The organism is Kitasatospora sp. NPDC096140 (assembly GCF_040303045.1).
In the GTDB taxonomy this organism is placed as follows: Bacteria; Actinomycetota; Actinomycetes; order Streptomycetales; family Streptomycetaceae; genus Kitasatospora.
Genome location: NZ_JBEOUW010000002.1, coordinates 1 through 20954, shown reverse-complemented (window position 1 = coordinate 20954; position 20954 = coordinate 1). Strand labels below are relative to the sequence as shown.

The following is a 20954-nucleotide window of genomic DNA, read 5'->3' as shown; positions in this document are numbered from 1 at the left end:
GGTGTGGTGCCCGGTGGGCGGGAGCCCCTGTGTGGGAGGTCGTTGTGGTCGTCGGTGTGGGTGTGGCCGTGGGCGCGGTGCTGGTGTGCGCCTGCGTGTTCGTGTTCGGGCGCAGGCGGGGCGGCGGGCGTGGCTGAGCGCGTGGACGGCGGTGCGGCCCGGGGCGCGGACGGCGGGGCGGCCCGGGAGGCGGCCGGGGGTGGGGGTGGTGTGTGGCCGGGTGAGGGGCTGGTCGTCGCCGCGCAGGGCGGTGACGCCCAGGCGCTGGCCGCGCTGGTGACGGCCGCGCACCCCCATGTGCGGCGCTTCGCGCACTCGCTGTGCGCGGGCCGGGAGGACGCCGAGGACGCGGCGCAGGAGGCGCTGATCGTGCTGTACCGGCGGATCGGCATGCTGCGGGCCTCCACGGCGCTGGCGTCGTGGATGTTCCGCATCGTGCGCAACGAGTGCCTGCGCCGTGCCCGCGCGGTGCTGCGCGACCACCCGCCGGGGCACACGGCCGGCGCGGCCGGCTGGCAGGACGGGGCCGGCGGGGAGGGCGGGGCCGGCGCGGGCGGCGGGCAGAACGGGGGCGGCGGGGAGGCGGGGTGGGCCTCGGCGGAGGAGGAGGCGCTGCGGCGTCTGGAGGCGCACCGGATCGCGCAGGCGATCGCCGCGCTGCCGGGCGACCAGCGCCGCGTGCTGGTCCTGCGCGACGTGCAGGGCCGCAGCGGTCGGGCCGTCGCCGAGGAACTCGGCATCGGGCAGAGCGCGATGAAGTCCCGTCTGCACCGCGCCCGCGCCGCCCTGCGCCACACCCTGACCACCACGCCCCCGCCCGTACCTGAACCCGCGCCCCTACCCGTACCCGCGCCGGTACCCGTACCCGCGCCCGTACCCGCGCCGGTGACAGCCGCAGTGGCCGCGGCGGTGCCGGCCTCGGCGGTGCCGGTGGCGGCGGGCGGGCGGGCGCGGTGAACCGGACGGTGAAGACCGGCGCCCGCGCGGGCGCCGGCGTCCCCTCGCTGCCCCGTCACCTGGCGCGCGGCGCGGCCGGGTTCGGCGCGCTGGCCGCCTCCGTGGCCCTGTGGCCCGTCCTCGGACCGGCGGGCCTGCTGCTGGCCCCGGCCGGCCTGTACGCGCTGCGCGGCTGCCCGCTGTGCTGGACGGCCACGCTGCTGCGCGTCCTGACCCTGGGCCGGGCACACCCGCCCTGCCCCGACGGGCGCTGCCGGATCCCCGGCACCGGCACCGACTCCGGGTCCGGCTCGGGCTCGGGCTCGGGCGGGCAGGGCCGCTGACGCGGGCGGGCACGGGAGGCGTGGGCACGGGCGGCGTGGACGGGCGGGGCCGGCGGGCGGGGGTCGTCAGTGGTACTGGGCGATCTGGATGAGGTTGCCGCAGGTGTCGTCGAGGACGGCGGTGGTCACCGGGCCCAGGGCCAGCGGGGCCTGGGTGAAGCGCACGCCCAGGGCGCGCAGCCGCTCGTACTCGGCGTGGACGTTGTCGACGGCGAAGGAGGTCGCGGGGATGCCGTCGGCGGCGAGTGCGGCCACGTAGGCCTTGGCGGCGGGGTGCTGGTCGGGCTCCAGGACGAGTTCGGTGCCGTCGGGCTGTTCGGGGGAGACGACGGTGAGCCAGCTGTGGCCGCCGAGGGGGACCTCGGTCTTCTTCACGAATCCGAGCACTTCGGTGTAGAAGCGCAGGGCCTTGTCCTGGTCGTCGACGAAGACGCTGGCCAGGTTGATCCTCACGGGGCCTCCTCGGGTGTGCGGGGCGTGAGCCACCGGGCGGTGATGCGCCGCAGCGGTCCGGTGTCCAGGTCGTGGAACTTGTAGCGGCCCTCGCGGCGGGTACGCACGAGGCCGGCGTCCTCCAGGACGGCCAGGTGCTGGCTGACCGCCTGGCGGGAGATGCCCAGGGCGTGGCGGGAGGCCAGCCGTGCGCAGATCTCGAACAGGGACTGGCCCTCGCGCTGCGCGAGCTCGTCGAGGATGAGGCGGCGGGTGGGGTCCGCCAGCGCCTTCCACAGGGCGTCGTCCGTCACCACCCCACCATAGGCAAGCCGCGGCTTGCCTGCCCGACGGGACACCCGGGGGTGCGGACGAACCGGGCAGGGCCGGGGCCGGGGCAGGGCCGGAGGGCGGGCGGAGGCAGGGGACCGGAGGGCGGACGATGGCGGGGGGCAGGCCTGGGCGGGGGCCGGGGTGCAGGCGCGCCGGTGGTTCACCCGCACGAGTGATTGTGACGCTGCGCACACCGACAGACACTCATCGTGCACGGAGAGCTCGTGGGGGCTCTCCCGGCGCGAGGGGAGCCGTCACGGCCGCAGCCGAGTCTTCCGCCTCCGGGGTGCCGCGGATCGCGGACGGTTCGCAGCCCGCCGACCACGACCGGGGCCTCGCGGCGATCGGCGGCAACGTCGGCGCCGTGTGGCGGGGCGTGGTGGACGTGGAGCCCGGGCAACGGGACCTTCGACCTCCAGATCCCCCGGAACGTCATCGGGCCCGACTCGACGGTCGTCGTCACGGCCTGCGGGATCAACGCGGGCGGTGCCCGGTTCGTCGGCGCCGCGCCCTTCCGGGTGTCGAGCATCGCCCCCGGCAGCGGCGTGGTCACGTTCAAGATCGACATCGGGTGGAGCAGCCCGCTGCCGATGCGTACCGACGTGCTGGTCTTCAACTGAGCCCGCCGGGCCCGCAGGCCGGGACCGCGCCGCTTCGGTGACGCCCGGCGCCGCCCGCCCGGCCCGCGGCGGCCCCGAGGGGTGTCCGGGGCCGCCGCGGTCCGCCCCGCCCCCCGCCGGCGCGGCCGGGGGGCCGCGGGGGGGGGGCCGGGGGCCGCCGCGGGCCGGGCCGGATACCGGACGGGGCGCCCAGAGGCGGGGCGTGCAACCCCGGGCCATCAGGCGGGCGGGCCGTCCGACCGGTGGCGGGCAGGTCAGGCAAGGCAGCCGACGGGCAGGCCGGGCGGGTGTCCAGCCCCTGGTCGGCCGGTGGGCGGGGCGGGGGCGGGCAGTAGGATCGGCGCCGTTGCACACCCGTAGACACACCGCTGGTAGGAGGCTTTTCATGGCTCAGGTCACGCTGAAGGGGAACCCGGTCGAGGTCGGCGGCGCGCTGCCCGCCGCCGGCAGCCAGGCCCCCGCGTTCACGCTGGTCGGTGCCGGCCTCGCGGACGCCTCGCTGAAGGACTTCGCCGGCAGCCGCAAGGTCCTCAACATCTTCCCCAGCATCGACACCCCCACCTGCGCGACGTCGGTGCGCACCTTCAACGCCCAGGCCGGCGCGCTGGCCAACACCGTCGTGCTGTGCATCTCCGCCGACCTGCCGTTCGCGCAGGCCCGGTTCTGCGGCGCCGAGGGCCTGGACAACGTCAAGACCCTCTCCACCCTGCGCGGCCGCGACTTCCACGACAGCTACGGCGTCGCCATCAACTCCGGCCCGCTGACGGGCCTGACCGCCCGCGCCGTCGTCGTCCTCGACGAGAACGACACCGTCCTGCACACCGAACTCGTCGCCGAGATCGCGGACGAGCCGAACTACGAGGCCGCGCTCGCCGTCCTCGCCTGAGCCGCCCCGCGCTCTTCCCGCGCGCTTCCCGCGCGCACCTCGCACCCCCGTCCCGCCCCGGGACGGGGGTGCGCCCGTTCCGGCCCCGCAACGCGGCCCCACCGCGTGCCGCCGGCGCAGGCGCAGGCGCAGGCGGCCGCTCCCGCCAGGGGGGTCGCCTGGCGGACGCGGCAGCCCCCGGGCGGGGCGGGTGACCTGACGACGGCTCCGGTCCGACAGGGCTGCCCGGTCAAGGCGGCTGCTCCCATGAGCGTGACCACCGGCATGACGGTGCCGTCGAGGTCGAGGTCGTGGTCGAGGTCGAGGTCGAGGTCGTGGTCGTGGTCGGGCCGCAGCGTGTCGATGAAGCCGTCGCGGTGCTCCTCCGGGAGCCGGAGGCCTTCGTGGCCGGTGCGGGCGCCCCGCACGGCCCGGGGAAGGGGACGCAGGTCGCCCGCGCCGAGGACGACGGGCAGCGGCGGGTCGGGGACGTGTCCCACCGGGTCGTCGTCACGGCGGGCGGCGGGACGGCCGCAGGGTTTCCCGGGCCCCGCCGGACGGCCCGGACCCCCGGTCACCGCGGCGCCTCGGGCTGCCGGCGGTCCGTCGCGAGCGGGCCGGTGCCCGCCCGGGCCGTTCCGGGGCACCGGCGGCGCAGCGCAGCGCCGCCGGACACGCCGACACGCCGACGCGCGGGTGAGGGCACCACCGCCCGGCAGGCCCCGGACCCGCACCACCCCCACCCCCTCCCCCTCCCCCCGGGGGGACGGCCACCCCTCACGGCCCCGGGCCCGCAGCGACCCCGGGCCCGCAGCGGCTCCGACCCCCTCTCGGGGGTCAGGCGGCGAAGGCGGCGAGGAGCTTGTCGGCGAGGCGCTCCAGGCAGTCGGGGGCGGTGGGGGTGCGGACCACGGCCAGCCGCCAGTACAGGGGCCGGTGCCCACCCGGGCCGTTCCGGGGCACCGGCGGCGCAGCAACGCGCTGACACCCCGACACACCGACACGCGGGTGAGGGCACCACCGCCCACTCCCCCTCCCCCGGGGCGGCCACCCCTCACGGCCCCGGGCAGCCGTCCCCCCGGGCCCGCAGCGGCTCCGACCCCCTCTCGGGGGTCAGGCGGCGAAGGCGGCGAGGAGCTTGTCGGTGAGGCGCTCCAGGTAGTCGGGGGCGGTGGGGGTGTGGACCACGGCCAGGCGCCAGTACAGGGGGCCGGCGAGGAGGTCGAGGGCGAGTTCGAGGTCGGTGCCGGGGGGCAGTTCACCGCGTTCGACGGCCCGTTCCAGCAGGCGGGAGGCGTTGCCGCGGCGGGTGTCGCGTACGGCGGTGAGCAGGACCTGGGCGAGTTCGGGGTTGCGGCCGGCTTCGGCGAGCAGGTCGGGGATGATCCGCGAGGGCAGCGGGTGGCGCAGCGCGCGGGCATTGTCGGTGAGGAAGGCGAGGACGTCGCCGCGCAGGGTGCCGGTGTCCTTGATCTCGGAGTCGTCGACGGCGACGGCGCGCACCAGGGCGAGGGTCATGTCGAGTTTGGAGGACCAGCGGCGGTAGATCGCGGCCTTGCCCGCGCCGGCGCGGCGGGCGACGTTCTCCAGGGAGAGGCGGGCGTAGCCGACCGCGGCGAGTTCCTCGAAGAACGCGTCGGCGATGGCCCGGGTGACGGAGTCCTGGAGGACCGGCCCGCCGGGCGCACGGCGCCCGGGCCCCGCCGGGGCGGCGGGGGCGGCGGCCGGGTCCGCGGGTGCGGCAGGGTCCGCGGCGGCAGGGTCCGTGGGGAGGGACGCGGGGCCGGGGTCCGCGGGGGCGGGGGTGGCGGGCATGGCCCGAACCTACCACCGGACGGAACGCTTGCGTCTCGACTGGGAGAGGGCTAACGTCAAAGTCGAGACGGAACGGTTCCGTCTCGGCTTTGGTTGGGAGTGCACCATGCGGTTCCTCTTCGAGGACGAGTCGTTCTCCTTCGAGACCTTGCGCGCGGCCGGGTTCGCGAACGACGGCGGCGCCGACCTGGGCGAGGTGGTGGCCACCGCCTCGCGCATCGGCGAGGGCGACGAGGCGGCCTGGCTGCGCGAATGGACGGCCACCGCCGAACGCGTCCACGCCGCCGCCGAACGCTCCCTGGCCGCCGGCCACCGCGTCAGCGCCCGCGAGGGCCTGCTGCGCGCCTCCAACTACTACCGCACCGCCGAGTTCTACCGCCGCGACGACCCCGCGAACGACCCCGAGGCCCGTCGCCTGTCCGCGCTCTCGCGCGAGAGCTTCGCGGCGGCCGCCGCCCTGATGGACACCCCCGTCCAGGCCCTGCGCATCCCCTACCGGGACACCACCCTGCCCGGGTACCTCTTCCTCGCCGACGACAGCGCCGCCCCCCGCCCCACCATCGTGTTCACCAGCGGCTTCGACTCCACCCTCGAAGAGTCCTACTTCGCCCTCGCCGCCGCCGCCGTGCGCCGCGGCTACCACGTCCTGGCCTACGACGGCCCCGGCCAGGGCGCCGCCCTGCGCGAACAGCACCTCGTCTTCCGCCCCGACTGGGAAGCGGTGGCCACCCCGGTGATCGACCACGCCCTGACCCGCCCCGAGGTCGACCCCGAGCGCCTGGTCCTGTTCGGCTACAGCCTCGGCGGCTACCTCGCCGCCCGCGCCGGCGCCCACGACCACCGCCCGGCCGCCCTCGTCCTGGACGACGGCCTCTACAGCTACGGCCAGGCCCACGACCGCTTCCTTCCGCCGTTCCTGCGCGACCTGGTCCACGGCGGCCACGACGACCTCGCCGACGCCGTCCTGGGCCTGCTCATGGAACACAGCACCCAGCTGCGCTGGGCCCTGCGCAACGGCGTGTGGACGTTCGGCGCCACCGGCCCCGCGGACTACCTGCGCCGCACCGCCCCCTACACCCTGGAGGGCCACGCCCCCCTCATCACCTGCCCCACCCTCGTCCTGGACGCCGAGAACGACCAGTTCTTCCAAGGCCAGCCCCAGCAGGTCCAGGCCGCCCTCACCTGCCCCCACACCCTCCTGACCCTCACCGAAGCCGAAGGCGCCGGCGAACACTGCCACATGGGCGCCATGGCCCGCCTCCACCAGAGCGTCTTCGACTGGCTCGACACCACCCTCCCCCACACCACCACCCCCTGACCCCGTCCCGCACCCACCGCAACCGCACTCGCGCCCGCCGCAACCGCGACCGCCGCCGCCACCACCGCCACCGCCACCGCCACCGCGAAGCCCGGAACACCCGAGCACCGGGACACCGGTCCACCGACCGCAGGCAGTGCCGCCCGTGATGTCCGTCCGGACCTGTGACCCGGGCGTCGCGGACTCGTCCGCCGACCGCGCCCGCAGCGCCCGTCATGTTCCAGGACCGGTACGCAGGAGGAGTGGCACGGCGCGTGGTGGTCGCGGACCCGAGGGTCCAGCAGATCGAACGGAAGGACGGGCGGCGGTCATGGACGATCGTGCGGCCCAAGGACAGTCTCCACGCGGAGGCGGACCGCTTCCTGCGCCTGCACGACGGGTCCGGGACACAGAAGACCTACGCGTACCGCCTGGTGGACCATCTGCGGTGGCCGGAGCGCGAGTTCCTCGCCTTCGGGAAAGCCGTGCTGCGGGACCTTGAGCGCGACATGGGCATCGTCGGCGCGGAGGTCCCCACGCCGCTCCGATGGCGGCGCAAGCGCGAGCAGTGGCGGCTGCCGCCGAGGGCGCCCCGACGCCGCCGCCGACCGCCTCCACCGTTACGTCGAGCCGACTGCCCGCGCGATCGACGGCCCGGAGCAGGCCCTGGCCGGACTCGGCCCCATGGAAGACGCCCGCCCTCGCGCTCGTCCTGTGCAAGCCCCGGGACCACTTCCACCGAGTGCGGTCGACCGCCTTCCGCGCCACCGGCCCCACGCACGCGGGCGAACGTGACCAGGACCGCCGCGTCGCCGACCTCGAAGCCTGCATCAGCGAGCCTGCCGGCGCGGCCCCGGCACAACCGGAGCAGCAGACACCCGGGCAAGAGCTCCCACACCGGTCACCGCACCCGTCACAGGCCCGCAGCACACACACCGATCAGCTACGAAGGGGCCTTGATGCCCCGACCGATGCAGTCCTTCCTCCATGGCTCGTCCATCAGCATCATCAGCGACGGCCGCCCTTGATCGGAGCGGGCGGGATTCCCCCACCAGTCGCCGATGTGCTGGGCGTCGTCGGCGCGGTTGACGAGATGGGCCTTGAGCGTTCCATCGCCGGTCAGGGCCGCCGCCTGCCTCAACTTCCCGGCGTACGTGCGATATTCGAGCGCCCTGGCCTCCTCCCAGCCGCTGCTCCCCGCCGGAGCCGCCCGATCGTCATTCTCCCGACTGTGGTAGGCCTCGTACGCGACATTGCACGCGTCAGCCGCACCCGACCCACCGCCCGGCCCGTAACCGACCGCCTGACGCAGATCATCGAAGTTGCGGATCCCGAAGAACGCGAGCAGCGCGACGGCCGACGCACCCATACCCAAGTACAGACGAAGCCGACTGCCCGTCAGCCCTTCGCCCGACCCGCCCGACCCGTCCCCCACTGTGCTTCCCCCGCCCCGAAGCCGCCGCCAACTCGGCGCCACAACCGCGACCTTAGACGTTCCCGGCTGCCGATGACCACACCACCGGGCACCACAACCGCCGCCGCCCCCGGCCACGACGCGGGCGGTGGCCGGGGCGGCCGGCCTCCACGGTTTCACAGGGATTGCACCGCAACGCGCCGAGCGACCGTCACGGACATGCAGTCCATGAATCGTCGCAGTTCAGAGCCGATATCCGCGCTCCTGTGGCCGGTAGAGCCGAGGACAACAGGACAACAGGACACCAGGCCAACGGGAGAACGGGCCAACGGGAGCACGGGAGAACGGGCCGGGGCCGGGGCCGGGACCGGGACACCGCAACTGCCGAGAGGTACCGAGGCAGCAGCGCAACAGGGTGCCGGCCGCCCCGCAACCGGCATCGCAAGCCCGAAGCCGGGACGGCAGAGAACAGCCGGCCACCGACCGCCGGCCGTCCGGCGCCGGGAAAGGCAGGACGCCGGGAAGGCGATGAAGCGGCCGTGCGCCGACCACCCGCACACCCCGCCGCCGGGAACACCCCGACGCCGAGACGCCGGGCTGCCGAAGCAACCGGGCGGCCGGGCCGACGAGGTTCGGGGCGCAGCGGTGGCGGGGCCGGGTGTCCGGGAGCCCCTGAACCCGCAACGTGAAGAAGCGGCCGTCTGCCGGCCGTGCGGCGCCGGGCAGAGCGCGGTGCCCATGGTGGCGGGCGGCCGGAACAGCGGAGCAACGGGGCGTCGGGCCAACGGGGTTCGGGGCGCAGTGGTGCCGGGGCCGGGTGTCCGGGCGCCGGGGTCCCGGAGCCCTCGACGCGCCGTCTGCCGGCCGTCCGGCGCCGGGATGCCGGGGAGCCGGGGGCGGGCAGGCGGGCTCCCGCCGGCCGTCCGTGCACCCGCCGCCCTGGATACCGGAGCAACGGGGCGGCGGAGCAACGGGCGCCGGGGCGCCGGGGTTGTGCAGGGGCGGGGCCCGGGGTCGGCAGGCGCGCAGGCGGCGGTGCGTCCCGCGGGCAACGGGTGCGCCCCCGTTGCCCGGGTGGGAGCCGGGGAACGGGGGCGCCGGGGTGGTCCCGTCCGGCCGGGGGGCCGGGCCGGAGGGGACCGGGAGGGGCGGGGTGGGACAGGGGCCGGGCGGTGCGGGTGGCACCGTACCGGCTGCCGTACCGGCCGCGGTTGCGGCCGGCCGCGGTGACCGGGGGGACCCGGCCGGGCCGCGGTAGACGGTCAGGGACCGCACACGGTGGTGAGGACGGACATCGGACGGTGCGGGCAGTGCGGGCGGTGCGGGCGGTGCGGGCGGTGCGGGGACGGCCGGGCGGTGCGGGGACGGCCGGGGGGTGAGGACCGGTCCGCCCCGCGCGCCCCGCCGTGCGGTGGTGCGGGCGCCGCGCCGTACGGGGCGACGACCGCGCCGTACGGGCGGGCGGGGCGGGGCGGGTGTGCCGCTCGGGTGATCAGGTGATGGAGGCGCCGGAGTCGATGCTGATGACCTGCCCGGTCATGCAGTCCTGGTCCAGGAACAGGGTGATCGAGCGGGCGACCTCCCGCGGGGTGACGAACCGCGGCACCGGGACCTTGTCGCGCATGCCGGCGATGACGTGCTCGGGCAGGGTGTCCGTCATCCCGGTGATCATGAAGCCGGGTGACAGGGCGTTGACCGTCACCCCCCGGCGCCCGCACTCCGCCGCCAGCGTCCGGGTCAGGCCGATCAGCCCCGCCTTGGACGCGGAGTAGGCGGTCTGCCCGGCCGTGGCGATCAGCGCCGACGGGGAGACGATGTTGACGATCCGCCCCCACCGGGCGCGCAGCATCGCCGGCACGCACACCCGGGCGGTGTGGAAGGAGCCGACCAGGTTGGTGTCGATGACCTGGCGCCACTGCGCCGGGTCCTGCATCGCCATCAGCGAGTCCTTGCGGATCGCGCCGTTGTTGACGAGCACGTCCACCGGGCCCAGCGCCGCCGAGATCTCCTCGTACATCGCGGTGACCGCGCCGTAGTCGGCCACGTCGCCGGTGACCAGGACGTGCGCGTTGGTCAGCTGCGCCGCGGTCTTCTCGGCGCCGTCGCGCGAGGAGTTGTAGTGGACCGCGACGCGGCAGCCCGCCGCGTCCAGGGCCAGCGCCAGCTCGCTGCCCAGGCCGCCCGAGGCGCCGGTGACCAGCGCCACCGGCGACACGGGCCGCGCGCCGAAGGCGTCCTTGCCGCTCATCGCACGCCTCCCCACGTCATCAGGACCGAACCCCACGTCATGCCCGCGCCGAACCCGGCCAAAAGGACGGTGTCGCCGTCCGCGATGCGCCCGGCGTCCAGGGCCTCCGCCAGCGCGATCGGGATCGACCCGGAGGCGGTGTTGCCGTAGCGCTCCAGGTTCGTCACCAGCTTGTCGGTGGGGATCCCGGTGTGGGACAGCACCGAGTTGATGATGCGGATGTTCGCCTGGTGCGGCACGACGTGGTCCACCTCGGCCGCGGTGATCTTCGCCTGTTCCAGCGTCTCGCGGATCGTGCGCACCGTGTAGCGCACGGCGTTGAGGTAGATCTCGTTGCCGTTGATCTGCGCGTAGTGCAGGCCCTGGGCGACCGTCTCGGCGGTGGTGGGCATCCGCGAGCCGCCGGCCAGGACCTTCAGGCTGTTCTTGCAGGAGCCGTCCGCGCCCAGGTTCCACGCCCGGATGCGGTCCACCGGCCCGGGGGTCAGCACCACCGCGCCGGCCCCGTCACCGACCAGGATCGACAGGTCCCGGTCGGCCGGGTTCGCGGTCTGGGTGTGGGTGTCCGAGCCGATCACCAGGATCGGGCGCGGGTCCATGCGCATCAGGCCCGCCGCCGTCACCAGCGCGTACACGAACCCCGCACACTCGGAGTTCACGTCGTGTGCGCTGCCCGCGATCCCCAGCTCGTCGTGGACGAACGCCGACGTCGCCGGCGAGGGCTGCTCCGGGGTGGCCGTCGCCACGATCAGGTGCGCGATGTCCGCACCCGTCAGCCCCGCCCGCTCAAGCGCCCGGCGCCCGGCCTCCACGGCCATCGACGCCGTGGTCTGCCCGGGCCCCACCGCACGGCGCTCCCGGATCCCGCACCGCGAGACGATCCAGTGCTCGTCCACACCGAAACGCTGCGCGAGCTCCGCACTGGTCACCACCCGCTCGGGCACGAACATCCCCCAGCCGGTGACGTCGAAACCGCTCATCACCCGACCCCTCTCTCCCCGCTCCGGGGCCTCAGTTGCTCTCGGTGGGGACGAGCGCCAGGATCCGCTCGTGGACCACCCGCAGCGTCGTGGTGTCGTCGATGTCCGCGAACAGCGACTCGTCCGCCGGGATGTGCGGGTACTGGTTCTGGAAGCCGTACAGCCACTCCATCAGGTCCAGCGAGTCGACGTCCGCGATGTGCTGCAACGCCGCGTCGGCGTCGATCTCGTGCGCACCGGACACCGCCTGCAGCTGCTGGGCCAGGTCCTCGATGGTGGGGATCTGCGACATTGGTGATCGTTTCCTCTCCTCGCCGGCCCCGCCCCCCCGGGGGCCGTATCACGGCGCACCAGGGGGGAGGGCAGACGGCTGTCAACGCGTCGAATGTGGGGAACGAAGTGCACGCGACCGGCCCCCTTGTCGGGAACGGAGCGCACAGACCGGCCCGCCGGTACCCGAAGGCACCGCCGGCCGGGACAACACCCGAGGACCGCAACCCCGCGGCCCGCCCCTCGTTGTGTGCGGGAGGCCCGGGGGGTGCGGTACCCGCCCGCACCCTGCGGGCCGGCACCCCGCCCCGTCGGCGCCCCGCCCCCCGCCGGCCCCTTCGCCCGCGGCCGCCGGCCGTTGTCCGGCCGTTGTCCGGCCGTCCCGTCCGCACACCCGCGAGCCCGGCACAGGCACCACGAGAACAGGACGACGACGGACAACGACGAACCGGAGACCGGCAACCACGAGAACAAGGGGCAGGAACCAGGAAGACGGAACACCCACAGGACGGGACCGGCACACCGGCCCCCCGCCCCGCCCCGCCCGGAAGCGGGACGAACACCTGGGGAGCCGGCACAAGGCCCGGACAAGCACCCTCCCCGGCCCGCAAGGAACAGGCAGAAGGAAAGCGACCCGGCCGTGGGGGCCGCGTGTCTTGTCGAAACCGCATGAAACCCGCGCCCGCGCAAACGCCCCGCAACCCCCCACACCCCGCCGCCCTTGCGCACCGCTTGCGAGACACACGCTTACCTGACCCACAACACACCGCACCCGCACGCCCACCGGCACACCCCGACCAACCAAACCGAACCGGCCGGACCAGACCAGGCCGGGCCGGACCTCAGGACCGGGGCCAGGCCGCAAGACCAGGCCGGACCCGACCGGGCCAGACCAGGCCAGACCAGGCCGGGCCTCAAGACCGGGCCGGGCCGGGCCCTCAAGGCCAGGCCGGACCCGACCTGACCGGGCCTCAAGACCGGCCACCGGAACGGCAACCGGCCCCGGCCGCACCACAGGCCAGGCCCACAAGCCGGTTCCACACGGCCCACGGCACCACAGCCCACCCGCGTCACGGCATCACAGCGCCACCCGCCGACCGGCCGCACCCACAGGGCCAGTCGGACACCGCACCACCCCGCACCACCCGCACGGCCCGCACGGTCCACGGCCCGCGGCGTCACACGCCAACAGGCCCGACCCGCAAAGCCGTTACGGCACAGCACCACCCCACACCACCCCGCACAGCCCGTACGGCCCGCACGGTCCACGACCCCCGGCATCACACGCCAACAGGCCCGACCCGCAAAGCCGTTACGGCACAGCACCACCCCGCACCACCCGCACGGCCCGCACGGCCCGCACGGTCCACGCCCGCGGCGTCACACGCCGACAGGCCCGGCCCACACGGCCGCTAGGGCACAGCACCACCCCGCACGACCCGCACAGCCCGTACGTGCCCGGTGTCCGGGAGCGCGCAGGTGCCGGCCCCGGCGCCGGCCGCCCGCACCCGCACCCCGCGCCCCGCGCCCGTGCCCGCGCCGCACACCCCGCGTGTGCCGGCGCCCGCACCCCGTTCCCCCCAACCCGCCAACCACATTCGAGGGGCCCCATCCCATGACCACCGTCGAAGCCCGCTCCATCAACCCCGACGTCGAGGCCATCCGCCACCACTACGAGGTCCCCAACGAGCTGTACCGCCTCATCCTGGGCCCGACCATGATGTACTCCGGCGGCTACTGGGAGGACGGCGAGGACCTCGTCGCCGTCCTCGACGAGGCCCAGGAACGCAAGCTCGACGCCTTCACCGACCTCGCCCGCGCCGCCGGCAGCGCCAAGGTCCTGGACGTCGGCTGCGGCTGGGGCACCATGCTCAACCGCCTCACCACCGTCCACGGCGTCCAGCGCGCCGTCGGCGTCACCCTCTCCCGCACCCAGGCCGACTTCGTCCACGCCCTGGGCAACCCCGCCATCGAAGCCCGCGTCGAGAGCTGGGAGGAGCACCGCCTCGCCGACGGCGAGCAGGCCTACGACGCCGCGTTCTGCATCAACGCCCTCGAACACTTCGTGCTCTCCTCCCTCACCCCCAAGGAGCGCACCCAGCGCTACCGCGTCTTCTTCAAGCAGATCCACTCCCTCCTCAAGCCCGGCGCCCGTTTCGTCCTGCACACCATGACCGTCGAGAACCCCCCGCTGCGCCGCCAGCTCCTGGACGACCTCAAGTTCCTCCAGCGCGAGGAGTTCGAGGGCTGCCACATCCCGCGCCTGCCCGAACTCGCCTCCGGCCTCGACGGCCTCTTCGAGGTCACCGAGATCCGCAACGAGCCCGAGTCCTTCGCCCGCGCCTGCCGCGCCTGGCTCAAGCTCCTCGCCGCCCGCCGCGACGAAGCCGTCGCCATGACCGACGAGACCACCGTCGCCCGCTTCGAGCGCTACCTCGACATCTTCGCCTACACCCTCGAAGACCACATCTTCAACAACTTCCGCGTCACCCTCACCCGCCGCGCCTGACCCCGCCCCCTGCCGGGCCACCGAACGGCACCCTCAAGCCAACCGCGACAAAGGGACACCGACGCCATGACCACCACCCCCGCCCCCGACCGCACCACCACCCCCGCGGCCACCGGCACCACCGCCGCAGCCCCCGCCCCGGCGGCGGGGGCCACCCCCACCACCACCACCGCCCAGGGCCCGGCCGCCGGCACCACCGCAGACACCACCGCGGACACCACACCCGCCGCCGCGCCCGCCGCCGCGGACAGCGGCGACCTCGCCGTGCGCCACCTCAAAGTCGCCGTCATCGGCGCCGGCATCTCCGGCCTCGGCACCGCCATCGGCCTCCTACGCCGCGGAGAAGACGACTTCCTCGTCTTCGAACGCGCCGACGACCTCGGCGGCACCTGGCGCGACAACACCTACCCCGGCTGCGCCTGCGACGTCCAGGCCCACCTCTACTCCTTCTCCTTCGCCCGCAACCCCGAGTGGAAATCCACCTTCGCCACCCAGGCCGAAGTCCACGCCTACCTCACAGCCTGCGCCACCCGCTACGGCGTCGACCCCCACCTGCGCTACGGCCACGAACTCCTCGACGCCCGCTGGGACGACACCCACCAGCACTGGAACCTGCGCACCACCCACGGCCGCTACACCGCCCGCATCCTCGTCACCGGCACCGGCTACCTCTCCAACCCCGCCACCCCCGACCTGCCCGGCCTCGACACCTTCACCGGCACCGTCTTCCACTCCTCCCAGTGGAACCACGACCACGACCTCACCGGCCGCAACATCGCCGTCATCGGCACCGGCGCCTCCGCCATCCAGTTCGTCCCCAAGATCCAGCCCCAGGTCGCCCGCCTCGACCTCTACCAGCGCACACCCCCCTGGGTCGCCGCCAAACCCGACAAGCCCAACACCGCCCGCCACACCTGGATGCTGCGCCACCTGCCCGGCTACCAGCGCTTCCGCCGCGCCTTCAACCAACACGGCCGTGAAATCGTCGCGTTCTTCATGTCCAGCCCCTCCCGCACCACCGGCATGAAGAACATGGCCGCCGGCCACCTCAAGAAGAGCGTCAAAGACCCCGCCCTGCGCCAGCGCCTGACCCCCGACTACACCGTCGGCTGCAAACGCCTCCTGTTCTCCAACACCTGGTACCCCGCCATCCAGCAACCCAACGTCGACATCGTCTCCGACACCATCACCCGTATCGGCCCCACCCACATCACCACCGCCGACGGCACCCGACGCGACATCGACACCATCATCCTCGCCACCGGCTTCACCGCCACCAACCGCCCCATCGCCCACCGCATCCACGGCCGCGACAACACCACCCTCGCCGACACGTGGAACACCCACGGCATGACCGCCCACCGCGGCACCACCATCCACGGCTTCCCCAACCTCTTCATGATCCTGGGACCCAACACCACCCTCGGCCACTCCTCCCAGACCGTCATGATCGAAGCCCAGATCACCTACATCCTCGACGCCCTGAAAACCCTCGACACCCACCACATCACCAGCATCGACGTCCACGAAGACGCCCAGAACGCCTACAACCACAACGTCCAGACACGCCTGAAGAACACCGTCTGGAACAACGGCGGCTGCACCAGCTGGTACACCGACACCCGCGGGAACAACCCCTCGATCTGGCCGACCTACACCTGGCGATTCCGCAAACAGACCCGCCACCTCGACATCAGCAACTACCAAACCACCACCCACACCAACCACACCAACCCCTAACCCCAGGGCCCCAGCCCCCAGCCGCCCCGCCCCCGCCCGCCCAGCCCGCCCCGCCCCGGACCACCAGGCCCGCCCCGGCCCGCCGGCCACAGCCAGGCACCGGACACCCCAGCCCCACCCCGCGGCCCGGCCACACCCGGCCAGACCCGGCCAGACCACGCCACACCAGGCAAAACACCGGACAGCCGGCCACCGCACCACCAGGCACCGGACAGCCGGCACCAACACCCGCGGACAGCACCGGACAACAGAACACCGGGCACCAGAACACGGGACACAAAGCACCACCCGGCGCCGCACGGCACACGAGATGCCAAGACACGGGACACAAGGCACCACCCGCCACCAACACCCGGCGCCGCCCGTCCCACGCGGCCCCAAGACACCGGCCGCACGGAACACCAGGTGCCAAGGCACGGGACACGGGACACAGGGCACCACCCCGTACCAAGACCCGGGACATCACCGGGCATCAGGACACTGGCGGGCACCACAGGGGCACACCGCACCCACACCCGGGGACATCAGGACACCGGGACACCAGGCCACCCAACGCCAGAACACCGGGCACAGGACACGGAACACAAAGTGCCAGGACACGGGGCACCACAAGGGCACACCCGCAGCCACCTGGGATACACGGGGCAGTCACACCAAGCAACAAAGAGGCAAACACCACCACGCACCACAACAGGCACCACCACGGCCTGCCGCCCGACCCACCCGGGCGGCAGGCCGGCCACCCCACCAAACCAGCACCCGACAAAGCCAGAACAGGCGAAACACCGCCCCTGAGCCACCCCGCACGACAACCCGAACAGGCAACCACACACCGACCACCACACCACCCACACCGGCACCCCGGCACCCCGGCACCCCGGCACCACCACGGCCCCGCCGAACAACCCACCCCCGGGACCACAAACCCACCACACAACCCCCCGCCGCACACGGGAACAAGAGCCAGGCACCACAACCCCGGCACCCTCACCCCGCAAGCAGCCCGAGGACACAACCCCGCACCACAAACGACCGACAGCCCCGCACCACCAGGCCCACGCACCCGGCCAACAGCCCCGCACCAGAACCCCGCACCACCAGGCCTACATGCCCGGCATCCAGCACCACCTCAGCCCAGCCGAACAACCCACCCCCGGGACCACAAACCCACCACACAACCCCCCGCCGGACACCGGAACAAAGCCAGGCACCACCCACCGGGCACCGGCACCCAGCAACAGAACCCGACTGGGACCACAAAGCCCCGGCCACCCGCCGGACAACGCAGACCAAGCACCACAACCACCCGCTCAACCCGGACCGGCACACAGCACCACCCGGCCACCACGCCAGACGACCAACCCGGCCAGGACGACGAACCCGCCAGACACCCGGCCACCGCACCACCCCGGCACCCCGGCACCCCGGCACCCCGGCACCCCGGCACCCCGGCACAGCTACCCAGCCCAGCCCCCGCCCGGACAACCGAAGACCGGACACCGCACACCACCACCGGTCAACCCGACCCACCGCACCACCCGAACACCAACCACAGACCAGACCCCACAACTTCACACCCGTTCACCCGCCGGCCCGACCCACCACCCGCCACCACCCCGGCCGAACACCCCCAACCACGCCCGCCCCCACCACACCCGGGGACCGCGGGCCACCCCCACACCCCCGCACAACCACACACAACCCCCCACCACCCCGAAACCCACCAACACCGCCCACCCCAGCACGACCCGGGACACCACCCACGACCACCACCAAGCGCCGACCACAACAGACCACACCAAACCGGCACTTCAACACCGACCGGGAACCGCACGCCCTACCCGAGCAACACCCCCATTGACCACCACCACACCACCGGGCAAACACCACCACCGGCCGCCGACACCAGCACCGACAGCCAAGGACAACCCAGCCCACCAGCACCGCAGGCAGCACCCACAAAGCACCACCCCTTGACCACCACAAGGCACCGCTACAACAGCCCACACCAGAACGGGAATCCGCGAGCCCTCCCCGAGCAACACCCCCTTTTGACCACCACAGCACCAGGCACCCGCTACAACGCCCGCACCAACCCGGAACCTCAACACCAAACCGGGAGCCCCAGGCCCCACCCGGACAGCCCCCTACTGACCAACACCGCACCACCCAGCACCCCACCGGGGCACCACCCACCCCAGCACCAGGCGGCGGCTACAACAGCCCACACCAGCGCGGAACTTCAACACCCATACGGAAGGCCGCACGCCCCAACCGAACAGCTACACCCCTATTGACCACCACCACACGCCCCCGGGGCACCACCACCAGTCACCACCGGCCACAACAGCCCGCACCAGAGCGACACTTCAACACCAGGCCGGGAAACCGCAGGCCCCACCCGGGGCAGCACCACCATTTGACCACCACCGCACCACCAGGCACCTGCTACAACGGCCCGCACCGGAGCGGCATTTCGACACCGGGACCGGGAAACCGCGAGCCCCACCCGGGCAGCACCCCCTATTGACCACCAGCAGCCACCGCACCACCAGGCACCGGTGACAACGGCCCGCACCAACCCGGACTTCAACACCAGCCGGGAACCGCACGCCCTACCCGGGCACCACCCCTATTGACCACCGCCACACCACCGGGCACACACCACCACCGACCGCCGGCACCAGCACCGACAGCCGAGGACAACCCAGCCCACCAGCACCGCAGGCAGCACCCACAAGCACCACCCCTTGACCACCACAAGGCACCGCTTACAACAGCCCACACCAGCCCGGCACTTCAACACCAGACCGGACGCCGCAGCCCTCCCCGGGCAGCACCCCTATTGACCACCACCGCACCACATGGCACCGGTGACAACGGCCCGCACCAACCCGGACTTCAACACCAGCCGGGAACCGCAGGCCCCACCCGGGCAGCACCACCCTTTGACCACCACCACACCACCGGGCACGCACCACCACCGGCCACAACAGAGCACACCCCGCCCGGAACCGACCCACACAACCCGTCAGGAGACACCCACACCCATGAACCGCCCACCCCTGTCCAGGCGAGCCCTGCTCACCGGCGCCGCCGCCACCGTCATCGGCTACAACACCGCCACCCGCGCCTGGGCCACCACCGACGACCCCACCACCAACCGCGTCACCCCCATCCCCCCCATCCAAGGCACCCTCACCACCAACCCCACCACCCGCACCGCCTTCGCCCAGGACTTCGGACGCCTCACCACCACCACCCCCTACGCCGTCCTCAACCCCGCCTGCGCCCAGGACATCGCCACCATCATCAACTTCGCCCGCCGCAACAACCTCAAAGTCGCCATGAACGGCCAAAGCGGCAACAACGGCGAACTCGAATCACACTCCAACTACGGCCAAGCCGGCGTCGCAGGCGGCATCGCCATCAACGCCCGCTCCCTCAACCGCATCCACACCATCACCCCCACCAACGCCACCGTCGACGCCGGCGTCACCTGGGCCCAACTCACCGACGCCACCCTCGCCCAAGGCCTAACACCCCCCTGCCTCACCGACTACCTCCACCTCTCCATCGGCGGCACCATCAGCATCGGCGGCATCGGATCCACCGTCCACAAATACGGCCTCCAAGCCGACACCGTCGAATCCATCGACATCGTCACCGGCACCGGCCGCATCCTCACCGCCACCCCCACCAAAAACACCGAACTCTTCCACACCGCCCTCGCCGGCGCCGGCCAAGTCGGCATCATCACCCGCGCCACCCTCAAACTCATCCCCGCCCCCCAAAACGCCCGCGTCTTCACCCTCTACTACAACGACCTCACCACCTACCTCACCGACCAACAAACCCTCCTCAACGACGGCCGCTTCCCCTCCCAAGTCGGCGAAATCCTCATCCAACCCAACAACCAACCCCCCCGCTACAAAATCGAAGCCGTCGCCCACTACAACAGCACCACACCCCCCGACCCCACCCCCCTCCTCACCGGCCTCAACCCCCTCCCCACCGAAACCACCATCACCGACACCACCTACCGCGAATACACCTACCGAGCCGACGCCTTCGCCGACAACATCAAAAACCTCGGCTACTGGAACTCCCCCAAACCCTGGCTCTCCCTCTTCCTCCCCGCCTCCCAAACCAAAACCTTCCTCACCGAAGCCCTCCCCCAACTCACCCCCGACGACATCGGCCAAGGCCTCCTCCTCTGCTACCCCTTCCACACCAACAAACTCACCCACCCCCTCGCCATCACCCCCAACGAACCCACCGCCTACCTCTTCGACCTCCTCACCTTCCCCCACCCCGACTACAACCCCACCCCCGCCCTCCAACGCAACCGCCACCTCTACGACCGCGCCACCCAACTCGGCGCCAAACGCTACCTCGTCGGCGCCATCCCCCACATGACCCCCACCGACTGGCAAACCCACTACGGCCCCCAATGGACCACCCTCACCACCACCAAAACCCACCACGACCCCACCCACACCCTCACCCCCGGCCAAAACATCTTCCCCTAACCCCCAACAACAAGCCACAAACAAACAACAGCCACAAACAAACAAGCAGCAAGCAAGTGAGCACGTAAACCAGCAACAACACACAAACCCCGGTACTTCCCCACCCCCAAACACCAACCCACCAACCCGCCGACCAACCCCCCGAAAGGAAACCCCCGTGCACGCCATCCACCACACCGACCAAACCCTCCTCCCCCACCCCCCCACCACCATCTGGAACGCCATCATCAACGAACTCAACGGCAAAACCACCTGGTGGCACCCCCACAACACCCACCAACCCGGACCCACCCCACCCCACACCACCGGCGGAACCACCACCACCACCATCCACCCCAACGGCATCGGCAAACCCGGCCCCACACTCCAATTCCACTCCACCACCACCCACATCACCCCCCACCACACCCTCACCCAAACCCACACCGGCCACTTCCACGGCACCACCACCTACACCCTCACCCCCCACCCCAACAACACCACCCTCCTCACCATCACCTTCACCACCACACCCCACCACTGGCCCAAACTCCTCCACAAACTCACCAACCTCACCTACAAACACACCACCGCCACCCAACACGCCCTCACCAACCTCCACCACCACCTCACCAACAAC

15 protein-coding genes and 2 pseudogenes are annotated in these 20954 nt (G+C 72.8%); 8 read left to right on the top strand and 9 right to left on the bottom strand.

The window, feature by feature from the left end; translation table 11 throughout:
• Positions 1-228: 228 nt before the first annotated feature.
• Together ABT048_RS01745 and ABT048_RS01740 are read left to right on the top strand one after the other, a co-directional pair.
• Positions 229-816: pseudogene (locus ABT048_RS01745) on the top strand (RNA polymerase sigma factor); the annotation flags it as partial.
• Between the two features lie 137 nt (positions 817-953).
• Positions 954-1280 carry a hypothetical protein gene (locus tag ABT048_RS01740; RefSeq protein ID WP_350519303.1) on the top strand — a complete coding sequence of 109 codons (327 nt, stop codon included), beginning with the start codon at positions 954-956 and terminating at the stop codon, positions 1278-1280.
• Between the two features lie 66 nt (positions 1281-1346).
• On the opposite strand, the gene ABT048_RS01735 is transcribed toward ABT048_RS01740, so the two are convergent.
• Positions 1347-1733, bottom strand: a complete 387-nt coding sequence (locus tag ABT048_RS01735; RefSeq protein WP_350519302.1) for a VOC family protein — start codon at positions 1731-1733, stop codon at positions 1347-1349.
• Positions 1730-2029, bottom strand: a complete 300-nt coding sequence (locus ABT048_RS01730) for an ArsR/SmtB family transcription factor (protein WP_396553112.1) — start codon at positions 2027-2029, stop codon at positions 1730-1732. The genes ABT048_RS01735 and ABT048_RS01730 overlap by 4 nt, the downstream gene beginning before the upstream one ends.
• 1021 nt (positions 2030-3050) lie before the next feature.
• On the opposite strand from ABT048_RS01730, the gene tpx reads away from it, so the two are divergent.
• Positions 3051-3551: a thiol peroxidase gene (gene tpx, locus ABT048_RS01725; RefSeq protein WP_350519300.1), complete on the top strand. Its 501-nt coding sequence runs from the start codon at positions 3051-3053 to the stop codon at positions 3549-3551.
• Here tpx and ABT048_RS01720 read toward each other — a convergent pair.
• The 3 genes from ABT048_RS01720 to ABT048_RS01710 form a co-directional block, all read right to left on the bottom strand.
• Positions 3521-4030: a hypothetical protein gene (locus ABT048_RS01720; RefSeq protein ID WP_350519299.1), complete on the bottom strand. Its 510-nt coding sequence runs from the start codon at positions 4028-4030 to the stop codon at positions 3521-3523. The two genes, tpx and ABT048_RS01720, sit on opposite strands and share 31 nt — an antisense overlap.
• A 337-nt stretch (positions 4031-4367) precedes the next feature.
• On the bottom strand, positions 4368-4493 hold the full coding sequence (locus tag ABT048_RS01715) for a hypothetical protein (protein ID WP_350519298.1): 126 nt from the start codon (positions 4491-4493) through the stop codon (positions 4368-4370).
• 150 nt (positions 4494-4643) lie between these two features.
• Positions 4644-5345, bottom strand: a complete 702-nt coding sequence (locus ABT048_RS01710) for a TetR-like C-terminal domain-containing protein (protein ID WP_350519297.1) — start codon at positions 5343-5345, stop codon at positions 4644-4646.
• A gap of 106 nt (positions 5346-5451) precedes the next feature.
• Here ABT048_RS01710 and ABT048_RS01705 point away from each other — a divergent pair, with 106 nt between their 5' ends.
• A complete protein-coding gene (locus ABT048_RS01705) occupies positions 5452-6663 on the top strand; it encodes an alpha/beta hydrolase family protein (RefSeq protein WP_350519296.1) in 1212 nt (403 codons plus the stop codon).
• Positions 6664-7585: 922 nt separating this feature from the next.
• On the opposite strand, the gene ABT048_RS01700 is transcribed toward ABT048_RS01705, so the two are convergent.
• From ABT048_RS01700 to ABT048_RS01685, 4 genes are all read right to left on the bottom strand, one after another.
• Complete coding sequence (locus tag ABT048_RS01700) at positions 7586-8011, bottom strand: hypothetical protein (RefSeq protein ID WP_350519295.1); 426 nt, start codon at positions 8009-8011, stop codon at positions 7586-7588.
• Positions 8012-9548: 1537 nt separating this feature from the next.
• Positions 9549-10304 carry an SDR family oxidoreductase gene (locus ABT048_RS01695; protein ID WP_350519294.1) on the bottom strand — a complete coding sequence of 252 codons (756 nt, stop codon included), beginning with the start codon at positions 10302-10304 and terminating at the stop codon, positions 9549-9551.
• Entirely contained in the window at positions 10301-11284 is a 984-nt protein-coding gene (locus tag ABT048_RS01690) for a 3-oxoacyl-ACP synthase III family protein (RefSeq protein WP_350519293.1), read from the bottom strand. Before ABT048_RS01690 ends, ABT048_RS01695 begins: the two co-directional genes overlap by 4 nt.
• A gap of 31 nt (positions 11285-11315) precedes the next feature.
• Positions 11316-11576: a hypothetical protein gene (locus tag ABT048_RS01685; protein WP_350519292.1), complete on the bottom strand. Its 261-nt coding sequence runs from the start codon at positions 11574-11576 to the stop codon at positions 11316-11318.
• Positions 11577-13169: 1593 nt separating this feature from the next.
• Here ABT048_RS01685 and ABT048_RS01680 point away from each other — a divergent pair.
• The 4 genes and pseudogenes from ABT048_RS01680 to ABT048_RS01665 all read left to right on the top strand — a co-directional run.
• Positions 13170-14063, top strand: a complete 894-nt coding sequence (locus ABT048_RS01680) for a class I SAM-dependent methyltransferase (RefSeq protein WP_350519291.1) — start codon at positions 13170-13172, stop codon at positions 14061-14063.
• Positions 14064-14129: 66 nt separating this feature from the next.
• The gene (locus ABT048_RS01675; RefSeq protein ID WP_350519290.1) at positions 14130-15803 is read left to right on the top strand and encodes a flavin-containing monooxygenase; all 1674 of its coding nucleotides are present in this window, start codon (positions 14130-14132) and stop codon (positions 15801-15803) included.
• Positions 15804-18853: 3050 nt separating this feature from the next.
• Positions 18854-20335: an FAD-binding protein gene (locus tag ABT048_RS01670; protein ID WP_350519289.1), complete on the top strand. Its 1482-nt coding sequence runs from the start codon at positions 18854-18856 to the stop codon at positions 20333-20335.
• 157 nt (positions 20336-20492) lie between these two features.
• Positions 20493-20954: pseudogene (locus tag ABT048_RS01665) on the top strand (hypothetical protein); the annotation flags it as partial.

Excerpts from the sequence above, each read along its gene's own strand:
- ABT048_RS01695 (WP_350519294.1), bottom strand. The coding sequence starts at position 10,304 with ATGAGCGGCAAGGACGCCTTCGGCGCGCGGCCCGTGTCGCCGGTGGCG.
- ABT048_RS01670 (WP_350519289.1), top strand. The coding sequence starts at position 18,854 with ATGAACCGCCCACCCCTGTCCAGGCGAGCCCTGCTCACCGGCGCCGCC.
- ABT048_RS01680 (WP_350519291.1), top strand. The coding sequence starts at position 13,170 with ATGACCACCGTCGAAGCCCGCTCCATCAACCCCGACGTCGAGGCCATC.
- tpx (WP_350519300.1), top strand. The coding sequence starts at position 3,051 with ATGGCTCAGGTCACGCTGAAGGGGAACCCGGTCGAGGTCGGCGGCGCG.
- ABT048_RS01690 (WP_350519293.1), bottom strand. The coding sequence starts at position 11,284 with ATGAGCGGTTTCGACGTCACCGGCTGGGGGATGTTCGTGCCCGAGCGG.
- ABT048_RS01705 (WP_350519296.1), top strand. The coding sequence starts at position 5,452 with ATGCGGTTCCTCTTCGAGGACGAGTCGTTCTCCTTCGAGACCTTGCGC.
- ABT048_RS01700 (WP_350519295.1), bottom strand. The coding sequence starts at position 8,011 with ATGGGTGCGTCGGCCGTCGCGCTGCTCGCGTTCTTCGGGATCCGCAAC.
- ABT048_RS01685 (WP_350519292.1), bottom strand. The coding sequence starts at position 11,576 with ATGTCGCAGATCCCCACCATCGAGGACCTGGCCCAGCAGCTGCAGGCG.
- ABT048_RS01710 (WP_350519297.1), bottom strand. The coding sequence starts at position 5,345 with ATGCCCGCCACCCCCGCCCCCGCGGACCCCGGCCCCGCGTCCCTCCCC.
- ABT048_RS01675 (WP_350519290.1), top strand. The coding sequence starts at position 14,130 with ATGACCACCACCCCCGCCCCCGACCGCACCACCACCCCCGCGGCCACC.